The sequence below is a fragment of the Streptomyces sp. PsTaAH-124 genome (assembly GCF_000373685.1).
In the GTDB taxonomy this organism is placed as follows: Bacteria; Actinomycetota; Actinomycetes; order Streptomycetales; family Streptomycetaceae; genus Streptomyces; species Streptomyces andamanensis.
In genome coordinates, this window is sequence record NZ_KB892160.1 from 277,268 (window position 1) to 294,633 (window position 17,366).

17 protein-coding genes are annotated in these 17,366 nt (G+C 74.0%); 8 read left to right on the forward strand and 9 right to left on the reverse strand.

Going from position 1 to position 17,366, the window contains the following annotated elements; translation table 11 throughout:
• Window positions 1-68 precede the first annotated feature (68 nt).
• Entirely contained in the window at window positions 69-992 is a 924-nt protein-coding gene (locus tag B086_RS0107065; RefSeq protein ID WP_018565703.1) for a LysR family transcriptional regulator, read from the reverse strand.
• Window positions 993-1,125: 133 nt separating this feature from the next.
• Between B086_RS0107065 and B086_RS0107070 the strand changes: the two genes are divergently transcribed.
• Complete coding sequence (locus B086_RS0107070; RefSeq protein WP_018565704.1) at window positions 1,126-2,106, forward strand: EamA family transporter; 981 nt, start codon at window positions 1,126-1,128, stop codon at window positions 2,104-2,106.
• A 158-nt stretch (window positions 2,107-2,264) separates the two neighbouring features.
• A complete protein-coding gene (locus B086_RS0107075; protein ID WP_018565705.1) occupies window positions 2,265-2,963 on the forward strand; it encodes a GNAT family N-acetyltransferase in 699 nt (232 codons plus the stop codon).
• Here the strand turns inward: B086_RS0107075 and B086_RS0107080 are convergent.
• Together B086_RS0107080 and B086_RS0107085 are read right to left on the reverse strand one after the other, a co-directional pair.
• Window positions 2,947-3,747, reverse strand: a complete 801-nt coding sequence (locus B086_RS0107080; protein ID WP_018565706.1) for a sugar phosphate isomerase/epimerase family protein — start codon at window positions 3,745-3,747, stop codon at window positions 2,947-2,949. The two genes, B086_RS0107075 and B086_RS0107080, sit on opposite strands and share 17 nt — an antisense overlap.
• A gap of 48 nt (window positions 3,748-3,795) precedes the next feature.
• Window positions 3,796-4,410, reverse strand: coding sequence for a dihydrofolate reductase family protein (locus B086_RS0107085; RefSeq protein WP_018565707.1), 615 nt, complete (start codon window positions 4,408-4,410; stop codon window positions 3,796-3,798).
• A 216-nt stretch (window positions 4,411-4,626) separates the two neighbouring features.
• Here B086_RS0107085 and B086_RS0107090 point away from each other — a divergent pair, with 216 nt between their 5' ends.
• On the forward strand, window positions 4,627-4,992 hold the full coding sequence (locus B086_RS0107090; protein WP_018565708.1) for a hypothetical protein: 366 nt from the start codon (window positions 4,627-4,629) through the stop codon (window positions 4,990-4,992).
• 217 nt (window positions 4,993-5,209) lie between these two features.
• On the opposite strand, the gene B086_RS0107095 is transcribed toward B086_RS0107090, so the two are convergent.
• Window positions 5,210-6,265 (reverse strand): LacI family DNA-binding transcriptional regulator, encoded by a 1,056-nt coding sequence (locus B086_RS0107095; protein WP_018565709.1) that lies wholly within the window; start codon window positions 6,263-6,265, stop codon window positions 5,210-5,212.
• Window positions 6,266-6,702: 437 nt separating this feature from the next.
• Here B086_RS0107095 and B086_RS0107100 point away from each other — a divergent pair, with 437 nt between their 5' ends.
• The 4 genes from B086_RS0107100 to B086_RS39340 are packed head-to-tail and all read left to right on the forward strand — an operon-like array spanning window position 6,703 to window position 10,472.
• A complete protein-coding gene (locus B086_RS0107100; RefSeq protein ID WP_018565710.1) occupies window positions 6,703-7,854 on the forward strand; it encodes a Gfo/Idh/MocA family protein in 1,152 nt (383 codons plus the stop codon).
• Complete coding sequence (locus B086_RS0107105) at window positions 7,851-9,026, forward strand: dihydrodipicolinate synthase family protein (RefSeq protein WP_018565711.1); 1,176 nt, start codon at window positions 7,851-7,853, stop codon at window positions 9,024-9,026. Before B086_RS0107100 ends, B086_RS0107105 begins: the two co-directional genes overlap by 4 nt.
• Window positions 9,023-9,865 carry a sugar phosphate isomerase/epimerase family protein gene (locus B086_RS0107110; protein WP_018565712.1) on the forward strand — a complete coding sequence of 281 codons (843 nt, stop codon included), beginning with the start codon at window positions 9,023-9,025 and terminating at the stop codon, window positions 9,863-9,865. The genes B086_RS0107105 and B086_RS0107110 overlap by 4 nt, the downstream gene beginning before the upstream one ends.
• 4 nt (window positions 9,866-9,869) lie before the next feature.
• The gene (locus B086_RS39340) at window positions 9,870-10,472 is read left to right on the forward strand and encodes a hypothetical protein (RefSeq protein WP_018565713.1); all 603 of its coding nucleotides are present in this window, start codon (window positions 9,870-9,872) and stop codon (window positions 10,470-10,472) included.
• Window positions 10,473-10,675: 203 nt separating this feature from the next.
• Here the strand turns inward: B086_RS39340 and rbsD are convergent, their stop codons facing one another.
• Genes rbsD through B086_RS0107140 form a run of 5 tightly spaced genes read right to left on the reverse strand, consistent with a single transcriptional unit; the run spans window position 10,676 to window position 16,731 of the window.
• On the reverse strand, window positions 10,676-11,065 hold the full coding sequence (rbsD, locus tag B086_RS0107120) for a D-ribose pyranase (protein ID WP_018565714.1): 390 nt from the start codon (window positions 11,063-11,065) through the stop codon (window positions 10,676-10,678).
• The gene (locus B086_RS0107125) at window positions 11,062-11,997 is read right to left on the reverse strand and encodes a ribokinase (protein ID WP_018565715.1); all 936 of its coding nucleotides are present in this window, start codon (window positions 11,995-11,997) and stop codon (window positions 11,062-11,064) included. The genes rbsD and B086_RS0107125 overlap by 4 nt, the downstream gene beginning before the upstream one ends.
• 54 nt (window positions 11,998-12,051) lie before the next feature.
• Window positions 12,052-14,001, reverse strand: coding sequence for a substrate-binding domain-containing protein (locus tag B086_RS0107130; RefSeq protein WP_018565716.1), 1,950 nt, complete (start codon window positions 13,999-14,001; stop codon window positions 12,052-12,054).
• Window positions 13,991-15,562: a sugar ABC transporter ATP-binding protein gene (locus B086_RS0107135; protein WP_018565717.1), complete on the reverse strand. Its 1,572-nt coding sequence runs from the start codon at window positions 15,560-15,562 to the stop codon at window positions 13,991-13,993. Before B086_RS0107135 ends, B086_RS0107130 begins: the two co-directional genes overlap by 11 nt.
• Window positions 15,559-16,731 carry a LacI family DNA-binding transcriptional regulator gene (locus B086_RS0107140; RefSeq protein ID WP_018565718.1) on the reverse strand — a complete coding sequence of 391 codons (1,173 nt, stop codon included), beginning with the start codon at window positions 16,729-16,731 and terminating at the stop codon, window positions 15,559-15,561. The genes B086_RS0107135 and B086_RS0107140 overlap by 4 nt, the downstream gene beginning before the upstream one ends.
• A 301-nt stretch (window positions 16,732-17,032) precedes the next feature.
• Between B086_RS0107140 and B086_RS0107145 the strand changes: the two genes are divergently transcribed.
• On the forward strand, window positions 17,033-17,359 hold the full coding sequence (locus B086_RS0107145) for a hypothetical protein (protein ID WP_018565719.1): 327 nt from the start codon (window positions 17,033-17,035) through the stop codon (window positions 17,357-17,359).
• Window positions 17,360-17,366 lie beyond the last annotated feature (7 nt).

Here is a 17,366-nt window from a genome sequence, read left to right on the forward strand (position 1 = left end):
GGCGGCCGGGCCCGGAGGACGGGGGACGCGAGCCCGGTGGGCGGGGCGCACAGCCCCGGCCGGAGGGCTCAGGAGGTCCGCGGCGTGTGCGCCGACACCGCCGGCCAGTGCTCCCGCAGGGTGCGCACCGTCTCCGCGATGGCCGGCCGCCGGGCCGCCCCCGCGCGCCACAGCGCGTACAGATGCCGTACGGGCACGGGATCGAGCGCCACCTCCACGACCCCCTCGGGCAGCGGCCCCCGGCCCAGCCGGGGGATCAGCGCCACCCCGAGGCCCGCGGCGACCAGCGCGACCAGCGTCGGGTTCTCGTCGGCCTGGTGGACGACGTCCGGCTCGTGCCCGGCGGCCCGCAGCGTGCGCAGCAGCCAGTCGTGGCAGACCCGGCCCGGCGGCTGGCAGATCCACCGCTCACCGCCCAGCTCCGCGCGCCGCACCGCGCTCCGCCCCGCGAACGGATGCCCGGCCGGCACCAGCAGATCGCACACGTCGTCCCCGACGGCCATCTGCTCCACCCCGGCCGGTGCGGGCAGCGGCGCGATGTCCCAGTCGTGCGCCACGGCCAGGTCCACGGCACCCTTGGCGACCAGATCCACCGACAGATGCGGGTCGACCTCGCTGAGCCGGGCGTCCAGCGCGGGGTGCCGCCGGGCCAGGTCGGCGAGCACGCCCGGCAGCAGCCCGCGCGCCGCCGAGGCGAACGCCGCGATGGCCAGCCGTCCGGACGGCACCCCGCGCCGCTCCTCGAGATCGGTCTCCGCCCGCTCCACGATGGCCAGCAACTCCCGCGCGGCCGAGACCAGTTGGTGCGCCTCGTCGGTGAGCCGCACCCCGCGCCCCTCGCGCTCCAGGAGGACGGTCCTGGTCTCCCGCTCCAGCTTGGCGATCTGCTGGGACACCGCCGAGGAGGTGTAGCCGAGCGCGGTGGCCGCCGCCCCCACCGTCCCGTGCACGGACACGGCGTGCAGGGCGCGCAGGCGCTGGAGATCGAGCACGGTTCCTCCCACAGGACGGCGCGGCCGGCCGCCGCCCCCGCGGGGCGACGCTGCGACCGGTTAGCGTTGCTGCATCCAACAGTGCAGCAATCATCGCTGGTGCTACACGGTCCGGGCGAGTGATCCTCGACGCATGCGACCACCCCACGTCCTCCTCGCCGTCCTCGTCGCCGCCGTCTGGGGCGTCAACTTCACCGTCATCGAGGTCGGCCTCGGCCACTTCCCGCCGCTGCTGTTCTCGGCCCTGCGCTTCCTGGCCGCGGCGCTGCCCGCCGTCTTCCTGGTGGGCCGGCCCAAGGTGGCCTGGAAGTGGATCGTGGGCGTGGGACTGGTGCTCGGCGTCGCCAAGTTCGGCCTGCTGTTCGTCGGCATGGACCACGGGATGCCCGCCGGGCTGTCCTCCCTGGTGCTCCAGATCCAGGCGGTGTTCACGGCCCTGTTCGCCTTCGCCGCCCTCGGCGAGCGCCCCACCCGGCTGCGGCTGGCCGGCATGGGCGTGGCGCTCGCCGGGATCGCCGTCGCCGCCGTGGACGAGGGCACCACGGGACCGCTGGGCGCCTTCGTCCTGGTCGTCGTCGCGGCGGCCTGCTGGGGCGTCTCCAACGTCCTCACCCGCAAGGCGGCCCCGCCGGACTCCCTGAACTTCATGGTCTGGGTGAGCACCGTCCCGGTCCTGCCGCTGCTCGGCCTCTCCCTGCTGACCGAGGGCCCCTCCCAGGACCTCGCCGCCCTGCGCGGCCTGGACTGGCAGGGCGCGGGCACGGTCCTCTACGTCGCCTGGGTCACCACCGTGTTCGGCTTCGGCGCCTGGGGCTGGCTGCTGCGCCGTCACCCCGCCTCCACCGTCGCCCCGTTCTCCCTGCTGGTCCCGGTCTTCGGCATGTCGGCGGCGGCCCTCTTCCTGGGCGAGTCCGTCACCCCCCTGCGCTGGTGCGCGGCGGCCCTGCTGGTGGGCGGCGTGGCACTGACGTCGCGCGCACCGGGGAGGAGGGGCGGCGCGGAGGCGCGTACGGGGAGCGCCGGGGGCGCCCCGGCGGACGTTCCCGCACGGACGGCCGCGGATGCCCCCGCGCCGGACGGGGTCACGGTTCCTGTCGCCTCGCGGCGGGTCTGACCCGCCCCGGCGAAGGCCGCCGGGCAGGAGCGGCCTGGCCACGGCGGCGACCGGGCCACGGCGGCGATCGGGCACCGGCGGCCGGGCAAGGGCCGCCCGACGCGCCCACCGGCTGAAACACGGTCGACGCCACCGGACCCGTACGCCACACTCCAGGCGTGACGATCACCCTGACCGGCCCGGTCCTGGAGGGCACCCTCGTACGCCTGGAGCCGCTGGAGCAGCGGCACGCCGCCGACCTCGCGGTGGCGGCGGAGGAGGACCGCGGTACCTACGCGTACACCTGGGTGCCCCGGGCGGAGGAGGCCGCGGCCTACATCGACGGGCAGCTCGCCCGCGCGGCCACCGGCCGCCTCGCGCCCTACGCGCAGATCTCCCTGGCCACCGGGCGCGCGGTCGGCGCCACCTCCTTCTGGGAGCCGCGCTGCTGGCGGGACGAGGACCGCCTCGACGCCGTCGAGGTCGGCTTCACCTGGCTCGCCCGCTCCGCGCAGGGCACCGGCATCAACGCCGAGGCCAAGTACCTGCTCTTCCGGCACGCCTTCGAGGTGTGGGAGGCCGCCCGCGTCGACCTGAAGACCGACGCCCGCAACAGCCGCTCCCGCGCCGCGATCGAGAGCGTCGGCGCGCGCTTCGAGGGCGTCCTGCGCAACTGGTCCCGTTCCTCGGTGCCCGGCGAGGAGGGGCGGCTGCGGGACTCGGCGATCTTCTCGATCACGGCCGAGGAATGGCCCGAGCGCCGCGCGGCACTGGAGGCCCGGGTGCGCCGGGCAGTCGAACGGACGGCCCGCACGGACCGGGACCGGAGCCGGGACCAGGAAGGGGACCGGCCCGCGCCCGCTACGCCGACGCGCTGAGCAGCCGGTCCAGGTACTCCCGTCCCGGCCCGAGCAGTCCGGGCAGCGGCGCCGCCGCCTCGTACCACCGCTTCTCGTACTCCCAGCACAGCCAGCCGTCCCAGCCGGCCCCGGCCAGCGCCGCCACGCATCCGGCGAGCGGCAGCACGCCCGCGCCCAGCGGCAGCGGGGTGGTGTCCTCGGCCGACGCGATGTCCTTGACCTGGACGTATCCGAGGTGCGGGGCGAGCGCCGCGCAGGTCTGCGACGGCTGCTCACCGCCGAGCCAGGTGTGCATCACGTCCCACAGCGCGCCCACCTGCCGGTGCCCGACCGGGCCGAGGACGCGGATCGCGTCGGCGCCGGTGCGGTGCGAGTCGTGGGTCTCGAGCAGGATGCGGACGCCGAGGGCGGCGGCGTCCTCGGCGGCGGCACCCAGCCGCCGGGCCGCGACGGCGTCGGACTCCTCGGGCGGCAGCGCGGTGCCGGCGCCCGGGAAGACCCGTACCGCGCCCGCGCCCAGGTCGTGCGCCAGCCGCAGCAGCCCGCGGATCTCCTCCAGTACGGGAGCGTCGTCGCCGGGCGCGGCGACCCGCGCGTATCCGGCCACGGCCAGCACCTCCACCCCGGCCGCCGCGAACTGGGCGGCCGTCTCCGCCCGCCGGGCCGGGGAGAGGCCGGGGTGCACCGGTTCCTCGGGGTGGGCGCGGAGTTCGACGCCGTCGTAGCCGTGCGCGGCAGCGAGCGCGAGGACCTCCGGAACGGGCAGGCCGGGGACACCGAGAGTGGAGAACGCGAGCTTCATGGCCCGGACCCTACGCGCCACCGCGGCCGCCCGTACCGGTTCCGCCGGTCAGGCGGGCGATCCGGCGGCCCGCCGCACGGGCCGGAACACATTGAGCTGCGCGCCGGTCCTGGCGGTGGCCGACGACACCAGTTCCCAGGTCCGCAGCACCCCGTCCACGGGGAAGGCCGACTTGCCGCCGCCCAGCAGCACCGGCATCACGGCGAGCCGCAGTTCGTCCACCAGGTCCGCGGCCAGGAGCGCCCGCACCAGGGTGGGGCTGCCCATCATCGCCAGCTCCCCGTCACCGCCGGACGCCCGCAGCCCGCGCACCTTCCCCAGCGCCTGGCCGCCCGGGACGCGTACGGTGTTCTCCCAGGTCAGCGCGGAGTCGTCGAGGGTGTCGGACACGACGTACTTGGGCAGCGAGTTGAGCCGGTCGGCGAAGGGGTCCCCGGCCCGCTCGGGCCAGGCCGCGGCCATCGTGAGATACGTGCGGCGCCCGTACAGCAGCGCCTCCGCCCGGTCGAGACCGGCCGCGAACGCCCCGCCCAGCACCTCCGGATCGAAGAACGGATGCGACCATCCGCCGTGCGCGAACCCCCCGTCGGTGTCCTCCTGCGGCCCTCCGGGCGCCTGCACGACCCCGTCGAGGCTGATGAACTCGGTGACGACGACACGCATGGGATGCCTCCCGCTCGCTGTCCGTTCGGTACGCGAGACAGACCGGGACCGGCGCCGGAACTCATCGGTCCGGGCACGGAACCGGGCGTGTTCTCCTCTGTGGAGTACATGACACCGCACTAGGCTGACGCGCGATCAAGAGCCGGCTGACCACCGGCCGGCGAACCACCGGCAGCAGAGCCGGAACGGTTCAGCGAACCATACGGAGGGACTTTGATGAACCGCCTCAAGCGCGTACTCGCGGCAGGCGCCGCATCCATCACGCTCGCGACCGGACTGCTGGGTGCCGGAGCGGGGTCGGCGTCCGCGGCGTCGGAGGACTGCCCCGTGGGGGCCATGTGCGTCTACGCGGAGGGTCTGAGCGGGCTGAACGGCAAGCCGACCGACATCTTCTGGACCCGGGGGGTGCACAAGATACACAACAAGTACAACTACCACTGGGTGTTCAACAACCAGACCGACGGCTGGACCGCGAGCCTGTGCAGGGGCGCCGACGGCACGGGATGCGACGTCCCCGTCCAGGCCGGCTACCTGAGGTGGACGGACCTCACCCCGATCAACACGATCGTCCTGCGGCCGTAACCCGCCCGCCCCGCACAACAGGCCCCGCCCCGTGCCCGGTTCCGGCTCCGGCGAGTCCGGACCCGGACCCGGACCCGGGCACGGGCTGCCGGGCTGTCACGAGGAGTGCGCCGGACCGCCCGCGGGCCGTGACCGTCGCGACGAGGAGCCACCTCGGCACGAGCCACCCCGGCACGAGCCACCTCGGCACGGTGCGGGTGCCGGGCGGCCCGGCAGGTCACCCCCGCTGTTCCCGGGGCACTCCCGTCGACCCCCGCACCATCAGTTCCCCGTGCACCGTGGCGATCCCGCCCGGTGGCGGCTCCTCGCGGGCCATGGCTATGCGGCCGGCGCGAGCGCCCGCCTCGGCGAGGGGCAGGCGGACGGTGGTGAGGGAGGGCACCGCGTCCATGCTGAAGGGCAGGTCGTCGAAGCCCGCGACGGAGACGTCCTGCGGGACGCGCAGCCCGGACTCGCGCAGGGCCGCGCAGGCGCCCAGGGCGACGGAGTCGTTGGCGGCGACGATCGCGGTGAGCGAGGGCTCGCGGCGCAGCAGCTCCAGCGCGGCCTCGTGGCCGGAGCGGCGGTCGAAGCGGCCGTGCACGGTGAGCGCGGGATCGTCGTCGAGGCCGGCCGCCGCCAGGGCCTCGCGGTGGCCCTCCAGGCGGTGGCGGGTGGTGGTGCGCTCGCGCGGGCCCGCGATGTAGCCGAGCCGCCGGTGGCCCAGGCCGGTCAGATGCGCGGTCAGCCGCCGCGCGCTCCCGCGGTTGTCGAAGGCCAGCGTGACGGCTCCGGTGTCCGGCACGGGCGGCCGTCCGCACAGCACCACCCGGGTGCCGGCCTCCGCGAGCCGGCGCAGCTTCGCCGCGACCGCCGCCGCGTGCGGCGCGTCCTCCACGGCGCCGCCGGTGAGCACGACCGCGGCGGCCCGCTGCCGCTGGAGCAGCGTCAGATAGGTGAGTTCGCGCTCGGGCGAGCCGCCGGTGTTGCAGACCACCGCCAGCCGTTCGCCGCCGGCCCGGCCGCCCGGACCGCCGATCTCCGACTGGATCGCGCTCGCCATGATCCCGAAGAACGGGTCGGCGATGTCGTTGACCAGGATGCCGACCAGGTCGGAGGTGGCGGCGGCGAGGGCGCTCGCGGGACCGTTGAGCACGTAGTCCAGCTCGTCGACCGCCTTCAGGACCCGCTCCCGGGTGGCCGCGGCGACGGGGTAGTTGCCGTTCAGCACGCGCGACACCGTCGCGGGCGAGACCTGGGCGCGGGCCGCCACGTCCGCCAGGGTCACCGTCATCTCGTCGTCCTCCGGTCGTGCAGCTCGTCGTCGTGAGTGATCACACCACCGCCGTACGGCCGGTGCCGGCCGCGGTGTCGTGCCGACCTTACGGCCCCCGGGGACGTCCGCGTCCGCCCGCTCGGACAACAGGCGCTGCCCGCAGCGTACGAGGGCTCCTGCCCTCGGGGCGCGACGGGTCGTGCCCAGGGGGCACGGTGGCTCCTGCCCGCCCGGACCACCGCGTCCCACCGGACGGGACGACCACCTCGGCCCCATGCGCCCGGACCGCCCCGCCGAGCCGCCCCTGCCACCGGATCCGCCCGCCCGGCCGACACGTTCCGCCTCCGCCCTTGTCCGCGACGCCGCCCAGAGGCTAGCTTCTCCCTCGGATAGAAAGCGCTTGCTGTCCGGGAGGCTGCAGGCGCGGTACGCCGTACGAAGGGACGGGCACTGACGTGACACGCAAGACGGTGCGGATCGCCATGAACGGCGTGACCGGGCGCATGGGCCACCGCCAGCACCTGGTCCGCTCGATCCTCGCGCTGCGCGAACAGGGCGGCCTCGACCTCGGCGACGGCACCGTGCTGTGGCCGGAGCCGGTCCTGGTCGGCCGCCGCGAGCACGCGCTGAAGGCGCTGGCCGAGCAGCACGGCCTGGAGCACTTCTCCACCGACCTGGACGCCGTCCTCGCCGACCCGGCCGTGGACATCTACTTCGACGCCCAGGTCACCTCCGCCCGCGAGGAGGCGCTGCGCAAGGCGATCGCCGCGGGCAAGCACATCTACACCGAGAAGCCCACCGCCACCGGTCTCGACGGCGCCCTGGAACTGGCCCGGCTCGCCGAGGCCGCGGGCATCCGGCACGGCGTCGTCCAGGACAAGATCTTCCTGCCGGGCCTGCTCAAGCTGAAGCGCCTGATCGACGGCGGCTTCTTCGGCCGCATCCTGTCCGTGCGCGGCGAGTTCGGCTACTGGGTCTTCGAGGGCGACTGGCAGGAGGCCCAGCGTCCCTCCTGGAACTACCGCACCGAGGACGGCGGCGGCATCGTCACCGACATGTTCCCGCACTGGGAGTACGTGCTGCACGAGCTGTTCGGCCGGGTCACCTCCGTCCAGGCGCTCACCGCCACCCACGTCCCGCGGCGCTGGGACGAGCGGGGCAAGCCCTACGACGCCACCGCCGACGACGCCGCCTACGGGATCTTCGAGCTGGAGGGCGGTGCCGTCGCCCAGATCAACTCCTCCTGGGCGGTGCGCGTGCACCGCGACGAACTCGTCGAGTTCCAGGTCGACGGCACCGAGGGCTCGGCCGTCGCGGGCCTGCGCCGCTGCCGCGTCCAGCACCGCTCCGCCACTCCCAAGCCGGTCTGGAACCCGGACATCCCGGCCACCGAGGACTTCCGCGGCCAGTGGCAGGAGGTGCCCGACAACACCGTGTTCGACAACGGCTTCAAGGCCCAGTGGGAGCTGTTCCTCCGGCACGTCTACGCCGACGCCCCCTACCACTGGGACCTGCTGGCCGGCGCCCGCGGCGTCCAGCTCGCCGAGCTGGGCCTGCGCTCCGCCGCCGAGGGCCGCCGTATCGACGTACCGGAGATCGGCCTGTGACCCTGCACCTCCCCGACGCGCACGGCGCTCTGCGCGCCTACGAACCGCGCACCGAGCCCCTGCCCGCAGTGCGCTCCGGCCCGGGAAGCGCTTTCACCTCCCGTACGGTCTTCTCGGCCGCGCACGTCGTCGCCGATCCGTACGCCGACACCACCCCCGACTCGCCCGCCGCCGTCGACTGGGACGCCACCCTCGCCTTCCGCCGCCATCTGTGGTCCCACGGGCTCGGCGTCGCCGAGGCGATGGACACCGCCCAGCGCGGCATGGGCCTGGACTGGCCCACGGCGGCCGAACTGATCCGTCGCTCCGCCGCCGAGGCGAAAGCGACCGGCAGCCGCATCGCCTGCGGCGTCGGCACCGACCAGCTGACCGCCATGACCGCCGCGACCGCCACCCTCGCCGAGGTCCGGTCGGCCTACGAGGAACAGCTCGCCGTCGTCGAGGAGTCCGGCGCCCAGGCGATCCTGATGGCCTCCCGCGCCCTGGCCGCCACCGCGCAGGGCCCCGACGACTACCACGAGGTCTACGGCCACCTGCTGCGCCAGGCCGCCGGACCGGTGGTCCTGCACTGGCTGGGCCCGATGTTCGACCCGGCGCTGGAGGGCTACTGGGGCTCGTCGGACCTGGACACGGCGACCGGCACCTTCCTGGAGGTCATCGCCGCCCACCCCGACAAGGTCGACGGCATCAAGGTCTCCCTGCTGGACGCGCAGCGCGAGATCGACCTGCGCCGCCGCCTCCCGCAGGGCGTGCGCTGCTACACCGGCGACGACTTCCACTACCCGGAGCTGATCGCGGGCGACGAACAGGGCTTCAGCCACGCCCTGCTGGGCATCTTCGACCCACTGGGCCCGCTGGCCGCCGAGGCGGTCCGTGTCCTGGACACGGGGGACGCCGACGGCTTCCGCGCCCTGCTCGACCCCACCGTCGAACTCTCCCGCCACCTCTTCCGGGCCCCCACCCGCTACTACAAGACGGGCGTGGTCCTCCTGGCGTGGCTGGCCGGGTACCAGAGCCACTTCACCATGGTCGGCGGCCTCCAGTCGGCCCGCTCCCTGCCGCACCTGGCCCGCGCCTACGAACTCGCCGACCGGCTCGGCCTGTTCCCCGACCCGGGGCTCGCCGAGGACCGGATGCGCACCCTGCTCTCCCTGTACGGAGTGACCTCATGAACCCCGCACCCGGCCTGGACCGCTTCTCCGTCAACCAGATGACGGTCCGCGGGCTCTCCCTGCCCGAACTCACCGACGCCTGCGCCCGGCTGGGCGTGCCCGGTGTCGGCCTGTGGCGCGAACCGGTGCGCGAATACGGCGTGGAGGCCGCCGCCAAGCTGGTCCGGGACGCCGGGCTGACCGTCACCACCCTGTGCCGGGGCGGCTTCCTGACCGCGACCGGCCCCGCCGAGCGGGCCGGGGCGCTGGCCGACAACCACGCCGCGATCGACGAGGCCGCCGCGCTCGGCACCGACACCCTGGTCCTGGTCTCCGGCGGCCTGCCCACCGGCGACCGGGACCTGCACGGCGCCCGCGAGCGCGTCGCCGACGCCCTCGCCGTCCTCGGCCCCTACGCGGCCGAACGCGGCGTACGCCTCGCCGTCGAGCCGCTGCACCCCATGTTCGCCGCCGACCGGTGTGTGGTCTCCACCCTCGCCCAGGCCCTGGACCTCGCCGAACGCTTCCCCGCCGGGCAGGTCGGCGTCGCCGTGGACACGTACCACATCTGGTGGGACGACCGGGCGCCCGAGCAGATCGCGCGCGCGGGCGCGGGCGGCCGTATCCACACCTTCCAGCTCGCCGACTGGACCACCCCGCTGCCCGCGGGCGTCCTCAACGGGCGGGGGCAGCTCGGTGACGGCTCCGTCGACCTGCGCGCCTGGAAGCGGCGCGTCGAGGCGGCCGGGTACACCGGCTTCGTCGAGGTCGAACTCTTCAACGAGGAGCTGTGGGCGCGCGACGGCCGCGAGGTACTGGCGGAAACAGCGGGACGGTTCGTCGAGCACGTGGTCGAATGACGCAATGACGCAGACAGGGACGGTCCTGGGGCCGCTGGAACGGACCGGCGGCCTCTGGGTGGTGGGCGACAGCGGCCGGCCGGACAACGACTGGGTGGAGTTCCGGCCGGAGGGGATGCACCGGCACGAGCCCGGCGGGCCGGGGCGGTCGGTCGCCTGGTCCCGGCTGATGCCGGGCGTGAAGCTGACGCTGGGCGGCGAGAACCCGGCCCGGGGGCAGTACGGCGTCGCGGGTCTGCTCGGCGGACTGCCGGGCCCCTGGCGGCACGGCAGCGGATATCTGCATCTGACGCTGCGTGACCCCTACGAGGACTGGGTGGCGCGGTTCAGCAGGCACCCCCGCCACTACCCCGCCACCGGGATCCTCCTCTTCGGGGAACTGGTGAAGCGTCTCCTGGACGAGAGCCGGGCCCATCTGCTCGGTGACCCCGCGCTGCTGGACCGCGTCGTCGCCCGCCTGGCCACGGAACGCCTGCGGGGCCGCCACGCGACACAGGACGCGGTGACGCGGGCCCTGGCGCCGGAGGACCCGGCACACGCAGATCCGGCACCCGCAGATCCGGCACCCGGAAGGCAGCCACCCGGAAAGCAGTCACCCGAAAAATAATCGCGAACGGATGCAACCCTTCCGGCCCGAGGCGTGTCGTATCTCTCGTCGGAACCCCCGGAGGGGGCCCGGGGCGACCCGGGGAGGCTCGGGGGGAGCCACGGGTTCCGGCGCAGGAGGGGAAGAGCCGAGGGGGCCGGGTCGACGACCGGGCCCCCTCGAAGCTGTCCGGCACCGCTCCCGGACCGCCACCTCACCTCAGCTCAGAAGAACACCCCGCAGCGCAGCAGGACGTTGGCGTACGGCCGCGCCTCACCGGTCCGTACGACCAGACGCGCGCCCGCCGACAGCTCCTTCAGCCGCTCGTGCGGGACCAGGACGAGCCCGGGGAAGCGGCCGTCCAGCAGCGCCGACGCCGCCGGATTGGCGCCGCGTATCTCGGCCGCCGCCGTGGCGCCCTCCACCACCAGCTCCGCGAGCAGCCCGTCCAGCACCTCGGCGAAGGACGGCACCCCGGCGCGGAACGCCAGGTCGACCACGCGCGGCCCGGCCGGTACCGGCATGCCCACGTCGCACACCAGCACCTCGTCCGTGTGCCCCAGCTCGGCCAGCGCACCGGCGAGATGCCGGTTGAGGATGCCCGCCTTCTTCACCGGGAGCCGCCCCGGGCGACGGCGGGGCCGAGCGCGTCGACCTCGGCGGCCGTCGGGTACGACTCCTGCGCGCCCCGCCGGGTCACGGCCGCCGCGCCCACCCGGGCCGCGTACGCCGCCGCCTCCGGCAGGGACGCGCCCGCGCCGAGCCGCCAGGCCAGCGCCGCGGTGAACGCGTCGCCCGCGCCCGTCGTGTCCACGGCGTCCACCCGCACCGACGGCACCCGGGACACCCCCTGCGCCGACGCCACCAGGGCCCCCTCGCCGCCGAGGGTGACCACCACCGAGCGCGGCCCGCGCGCGAGCAGCGCCCGCGCCCAGTCCTCCGGGGCGTCGCCCGCTCCGTCGTCACCGCCCAGGATCACCTTCGCCTCGTGCTCGTTGACGATCAACGGGTCGCAGGCGTCCAGCAGTTCCTGCGGCAGCGGGCGCGGCGGCGACGGGTTCAGCACGAACCGGCTGCCCGGCGCGAGATGCCGTACGGCCTCCACGACCGACTCCAGCGGGATCTCCAGCTGCGCGGACACCACCCGGGCCGAACCGACGAGCGGGGCGGCGGCGCGGACGTCGTCCGGGGTCAGCCGGCCGTTGGCGCCCGGCGAGACCACGATGCTGTTGTCCCCGGAAGGGTCCACCGTGATCAGCGCGACCCCGGTCGGGGCGCCCCCGGCCAGCACGCCCGCCGGGTCGACGCCGGCCGCCCGCAGCGAGTCCAGCAGCAGCCGGCCGTGCGCGTCGTCGCCGACCCGCGCCAGCAGGGCCGTACGGGCCCCGAGCCGGGCGGCGGCCACCGCCTGGTTGGCGCCCTTGCCGCCGGGGTGGACGGCCAGGTCGGAGCCGAGCACCGTCTCCCCGGCCGCGGGCCGCCGCTCGACGCCGATCACCAGGTCGGCGTTGGCCGACCCCACGACCAGCAGGTCGTAGTCGTACATGCGCTGTGTCTCCTTGAGGGCCTTGAGAGATCGGGGGGACGGGCCGGTCACCGGTCAGCCGCTGAACCCGGCCACGTTCTCCTTCGTTACCACCTTCACCGGCACCTTCACCGTCGGCGCGACCTGCTTGCCCTGGACCGCCTTGAGCGCGTTGTCCACGGCGATCCGGCCGAGCTGGCTGGGCTGCTGCGCGACGGAGGCGTACAGCGTGCCGTTCTTCACGGCGGTCAGCCCGTCCGGGGTGCCGTCGAAGCCGACCACCTGCACCGACGTACCGGCCTTGGAGCCGAGCGCCTTGACCGCGCCGAGCGCCATCTCGTCGTTGGCGGCGATCACGCCCTGCACGTCCGGGTGGGCCTGGAGCAGGTTCGACATCACGTCCAGCCCCTTGGTGCGGTCGAAGTCCGCGGGCTGCTGGGCGAGCACCTGGATGCCCGGGAAGGCCTTGAGCCCCTGGGCGAAACCGGCGGCGCGCTCACGGGCGGCGGAGGTGCCCGCCTGCCCCTGGAGGATCACGATCTTTCCGTGGCCGCCCAGCTTCTCGGCGATGCTCTTGGCGGCCAGTTCGCCGCCGGCCACGTTGTCGGAGGCCACCAGCGCGGCCGTCTTCGCGTTGTTGACGCCGCGGTCCACGGCGATCACCGGGATGTCCGCCTTGCCCGCGGCCTTCACGGAGTTGCTGGCCGCGTCCGAGTCGACCGGGTTGACGATGATCGCGCCCAGGCTGGAACTGGTGAAGTTCTGGAGCTGGTTGGCCTGCTGCGAGGCGTCGTTCTGCGCGTCGGTGACCGTCAGGTCCAGGCCCAGCTTCTTCGCCTCGGCCTGGGCGCCCGACTTGATCTGCACGAAGAACGGGTTGTTCAGCGTGGACAGCGAGAGACCCAGCTTCGGCGTGGTCGAGGCGGACCCGGTGTGCAGCAGCGAGGTCGCCGCCACCAGCGCCACCGTCACCACGGCCGCCAGCCCGTACGTCGCCGCCTGCCTGCCCTTGCCGCCGCCGCTGCCCGTGCCCGCCGTCTGCGGGGTCGCCCCCGCCTTGCGGCGCACCGTGTCCAGCAGCACCGCCAGCGCGATCACCACACCGATGACGACCTGCTGCCAGAACGCCGACACCGACAGCAGGTTGAGGCCGTTCCTGAGCACCGCGAGGATCAGCGCGCCGATCAGCGTCCCGGACGCCTTGCCGGTGCCGCCCGCCAGCGAGGCGCCGCCGATGACGACCGCGGCGATCGCGTCCAGCTCGTAGCCGTTGGCGGCCTGCGGCTGCGCGGAGGACAGCCGGGCGGCGAGCACGATGCCCGCGGCGGCGGCGAACAGCCCGGACAGGGCGTAGATCGCGAGCTTCTGCCGCTTCACGCGCAGCCCCGAGAGCCGGGCCGCCTCCTCGTTGCCGCCGATCGCGTACATCGAACGTCCGATGTACGTACGTCCCAGCACGAACGCCGTGATCAGCCCCATCACGACCATGACCAGCACCGGCACCGGCAGCCAGCCGCCGAGCGTGTCGCCCAGGTGCGAGACCGAGTCCGGCAGGGCGATCGGGGAGCCCTGCGAGATGACCAGCGACAGCCCGCGCGCCACCGACAGCATGGCCAGCGTCGCGATGAACGGCGGCAGCTTGCCGTAGGAGATCAGGAAGCCGTTGACCAGGCCCGCCGCGATGCCCGTGGCGACGGCGAGGACCACCGCGAGGGCGACCGGCACGCCGTGCGAGGTGGCGCTCCAGGCCAGCACGGTCGCCGAGAGCGCCGCCACCGAACCCACCGACAGGTCGATGCCCGCCGCGACGATGACGAAGGTGACACCGAAGGCCAGGATGGCGGTCACCGCCGCCTGGACACCGATGTTGAGCAGGTTGTCCGTCGTCAGGAAGTCACCGGAGAGCGCGGACAGCGCGATGACGAGGACGATCAGCGCGGTCAGCGCGCCGTTGTCGAGGAGCAGCCGGCGCAGGCCGGAGGCGCCACCCGCGCCCGCCTTGCTCTTGAGCGTGTCAGTGGCCACGGGGGGCCTCCACTTCGGTCGTTCCGTTCACAGGGGTCGCGGGGTTCGAGGGGGCCGCGGGGGCGGGCGGGGCAGGCGAACCGACGGCGAGCGCCATCACGGCGTCCTGGGTGGCCCGGTCGGCCGGGAGTTCCCCGGCGATCCGGCCCTGGGCCATCACCAGCACCCGGTCGCTCATGCCGAGCACCTCGGGCAGATCGCTGGAGATCATCAGGACGGCGGCACCGGCCGCGGTCAGCTCGTTGATGAGCTGGTAGATCTCGACCTTGGCGCCGACGTCGATGCCCCGGGTCGGCTCGTCGAGGATGAGGACCCTGGTGTCCGCCAGCAGCCACTTGCCGATGACGACCTTCTGCTGGTTGCCGCCGGACAGCGTCCGCACATGCTGGCCGAGACCGGCCATCCGCACACCGAGCTGCCCGGCGATCCGCTCCGCCGCCCGGTGCTGCCCCTTGAGGTCGACGAGCCCGCCGCGCGAGGTCGAGCGCAGGGTCACCAGACCGAGGTTCTCCGCCACGGAGGCGTCCAGGACCAGGCCCTGGCCCTTGCGGTCCTCAGGCACCAGCCCGATCCCGGCGGCCATCGCCGCGTTCACGTCGTGCCGCCGCAGCCGCACGCCCGCGACCCGGACGTCCCCCTTGTCGTACGGGTCCGCGCCGAACACGGCCCGCACGACCTCCGTACGGCCCGCGCCGACCAGCCCCGCGATGCCGACGACCTCACCGGCGTGCACCTCGAAGCCCACGTCGTGGAAGACGCCGTCACGGGTGAGCCCCTCCACGGTGAGCAGCGGCTCGCCGCGCTCGGCCCGCTCCCGCGGGTACTGCTGCTCGATGGAGCGGCCCACCATGAGCCGGACCAGTTCGTCCTCGGGTGTCGAGGCGGGCACCTGGCCCACGCTGCGCCCGTCCCGGATGACCGTGACCCGGTCGCCCAGGGCGGCGATCTCCTCTAGGTGGTGCGTGATGAACACGATGCCCACGCCGTCGGCGCGCAGCGCCCGCACGATCGCGAACAGCTTCTCGACCTCCTCGGAGGTCAGCACGGCGGTCGGCTCGTCCATGATGAGCACGCGCGCGTCCAGGCTCAGCGCCTTGGCGATCTCGACCATCTGGAGCCGGGCGATGCCCAGGTCCCGCACCCGCGCGCGGGGCGACACCGTGACCCCCACCCGGTCGAGCAGGGCGGCGGCCTCCGTCTCCATCCGCTTGCGGTCGATGATCCCGAAGCGGCGCGGCTGGCGGCCCAGGAAGATGTTCTCCGCGACCGTCAGATCGGGGACCAGGTTGAACTCCTGGTAGATGGTGGCGATCCCGAGCTGCTCGGAGTCCTGCGCACCGTGGATGCGCACCTCCTCGCCGCCGGCCAGGATCCGCCCCGCGTCGGGGGTGTAGGCGCCGGAGAGCATCTTGATCAGCGTGCTCTTGCCCGCGCCGTTCTCACCGAGCAGCACGTGCACCTCGCCGCGGCGCAGGTCGAAGTCGACGCTGTCCAGCGCCACCACGCCCGGGAAGGTCTTCCGGATGCCCTCGATGCGCAGCAACTCGTCCGGGTCGCTCACGGCATGCTCCTGTTCGTTGCGAAGGACTCGTCCTCCGGTACGGCTCCGGCACCGGCGGCGGGCTCCCGTACGCCGGGGACGACGGTCACGGCAGCGGACGGCTCGGCGGGGGAGCCGGGCAAGCCGGGGGAGGTGGGGGAACCGGGCAAGCCGGGGGAGGCGGGGGAGGCTGGGGACGCGGACTCGCCGCACGAGCGGCGCACGACGAGCCGGGCGGGCAGGGTCACCGACTCCGGCCCGCGCCCCTCGACCCGGTCCACCAGCGCCCGCACGGCGGCCCGCCCCAGCGCGCCGGTGGGCTGGGCGATGGCGGTGATCGGCGGATCGGTGTGCACGAACCACGGGATGTCGTCGAACGCGGCCAGCGCGATGTCGTCCGGCACCCGCAGCCCGCGGGCGCGGATCGCGTCCAGCGCGCCGAGCGCCATCAGGTTGTCGGCGGCGAAGATCACCTCGGGCGGTTCGGGCAGGTCGAGGAAGCCCTCGGTGACCCGCCGCCCGCTCTCCGCCTGGAAGTCGCCCTGCCCCGTGTAGGCGTCGGGCAGGGCGAGCCCGTACGCGGCCAGCGCGTCCCGGAAGGCCCGGACGCGCTCGCTGCCGGTGGTGGTGGCCGCCGGGCCCGCGATGATCGCGAGCCGCCGGTGGCCGAGCCCGCACAGGTGCGCGACGAGATCACGCACCGCCTGCTGCCCGTCCGCCCGGACCACCGGCACGTCCACGCCCTTGATCCACCGGTCCACGAACACCATGGGCGTCCCCGCCCGCGCGGCCTGGAGCATCAGCGGCGAACCGCCGTCGGTGGGGGAGACCAGCAGCCCGTCGATCCTGCGGTCCAGCAGCGTCCGTACGTGGTGGTCCTGGAGGTCGGGCCGCTCGTCGGCGTTCCCGATGATCACGCTGTAGCCGAGCGCGCGGGCCTCCTCCTCGACGGAGCGGGCCAGCTCGGTGAAGTAGGGGTTGAGCACGTCGCTGATGACCAGCCCGAGCGTGCGGGTCTGGTCCGTGCGCAGCGACCGGGCGACGGCGTTCGGCCGGTAGCCCAGCGCCTCGACGGCGGCCCGCACACGGGCCCGCGCCTCGGCGCTGACCGACGGGTGCTCGTTCAGGACGCGCGAGACCGTGGCCACGGAGACACCCGCTTCGGCAGCGACGTCCTTGATGCTCGCCATCGCCGTTCCACCTCCTCGTGGAATCGATTACACGAGGGATTGGAATCGATTACACGGCGCGGGGCAAGAGTCTGTGACCAGATCGTGATGTACGGGCCGGGGTGCCGTGACCAGCGGACGGCGCGGTGCGGACCGCGGTGAACGGCCGCTTCCGCCGCGATGGTCACCGGTTGTGGCAGCCCTGTGACGCAACACGGTTGCGACGGTGATGGCCGGTTGTGAACATGGAGAGGCGGAAACGTTCACGGAGGGTTGTTCACCGAGGGCGGTGCAACCCGCTTCAGGGGGAGGCGAGTTCGGCGTGAAGTTCGATATGGGTGCGCAGACGTTGTCGACGTTGTCGCGTGATTCGCGTGGGTCGAGTGATGATCTGGGGTCGTTGATCCGTCAGTTGGTGCAGGCGGTGGAGCCGTTGGAGGGGAAGTTCAACGGTACGGGGCGGCGGATGTTCGATGAGTTCAAGGGGCGGGCGGACGGGATCGCGCGTGAGTTGAATTCGTCGTTGTCGGCGATTGTGGGTGGTCAGTCGGGGATGGACGGTGCGTTCTCGTCGGGTGATCAGGAGCAGGGTGACAATGCGCGGCATCACATGGGTGCGGCGAATTTCGATGCGGCGCGGTTCCGCTGATCCGTCT

What these genes read in the sequence shown, in the direction of transcription:
- B086_RS39340 (WP_018565713.1), top strand. Translation starts at nt 9,870, where the DNA reads ATGACGCAGACAGGGACGGTCCTGGGGCCGCTGGAACGGACCGGCGGC.
- B086_RS0107085 (WP_018565707.1), bottom strand. Translation starts at nt 4,410, where the DNA reads ATGCGTGTCGTCGTCACCGAGTTCATCAGCCTCGACGGGGTCGTGCAG.
- B086_RS0107140 (WP_018565718.1), bottom strand. Translation starts at nt 16,731, where the DNA reads ATGGCGAGCATCAAGGACGTCGCTGCCGAAGCGGGTGTCTCCGTGGCC.
- B086_RS0107095 (WP_018565709.1), bottom strand. Translation starts at nt 6,265, where the DNA reads ATGACGGTGACCCTGGCGGACGTGGCGGCCCGCGCCCAGGTCTCGCCC.
- B086_RS0107070 (WP_018565704.1), top strand. Translation starts at nt 1,126, where the DNA reads ATGCGACCACCCCACGTCCTCCTCGCCGTCCTCGTCGCCGCCGTCTGG.
- B086_RS0107080 (WP_018565706.1), bottom strand. Translation starts at nt 3,747, where the DNA reads ATGAAGCTCGCGTTCTCCACTCTCGGTGTCCCCGGCCTGCCCGTTCCG.
- B086_RS0107110 (WP_018565712.1), top strand. Translation starts at nt 9,023, where the DNA reads ATGAACCCCGCACCCGGCCTGGACCGCTTCTCCGTCAACCAGATGACG.
- B086_RS0107125 (WP_018565715.1), bottom strand. Translation starts at nt 11,997, where the DNA reads ATGTACGACTACGACCTGCTGGTCGTGGGGTCGGCCAACGCCGACCTG.
- B086_RS0107090 (WP_018565708.1), top strand. Translation starts at nt 4,627, where the DNA reads ATGAACCGCCTCAAGCGCGTACTCGCGGCAGGCGCCGCATCCATCACG.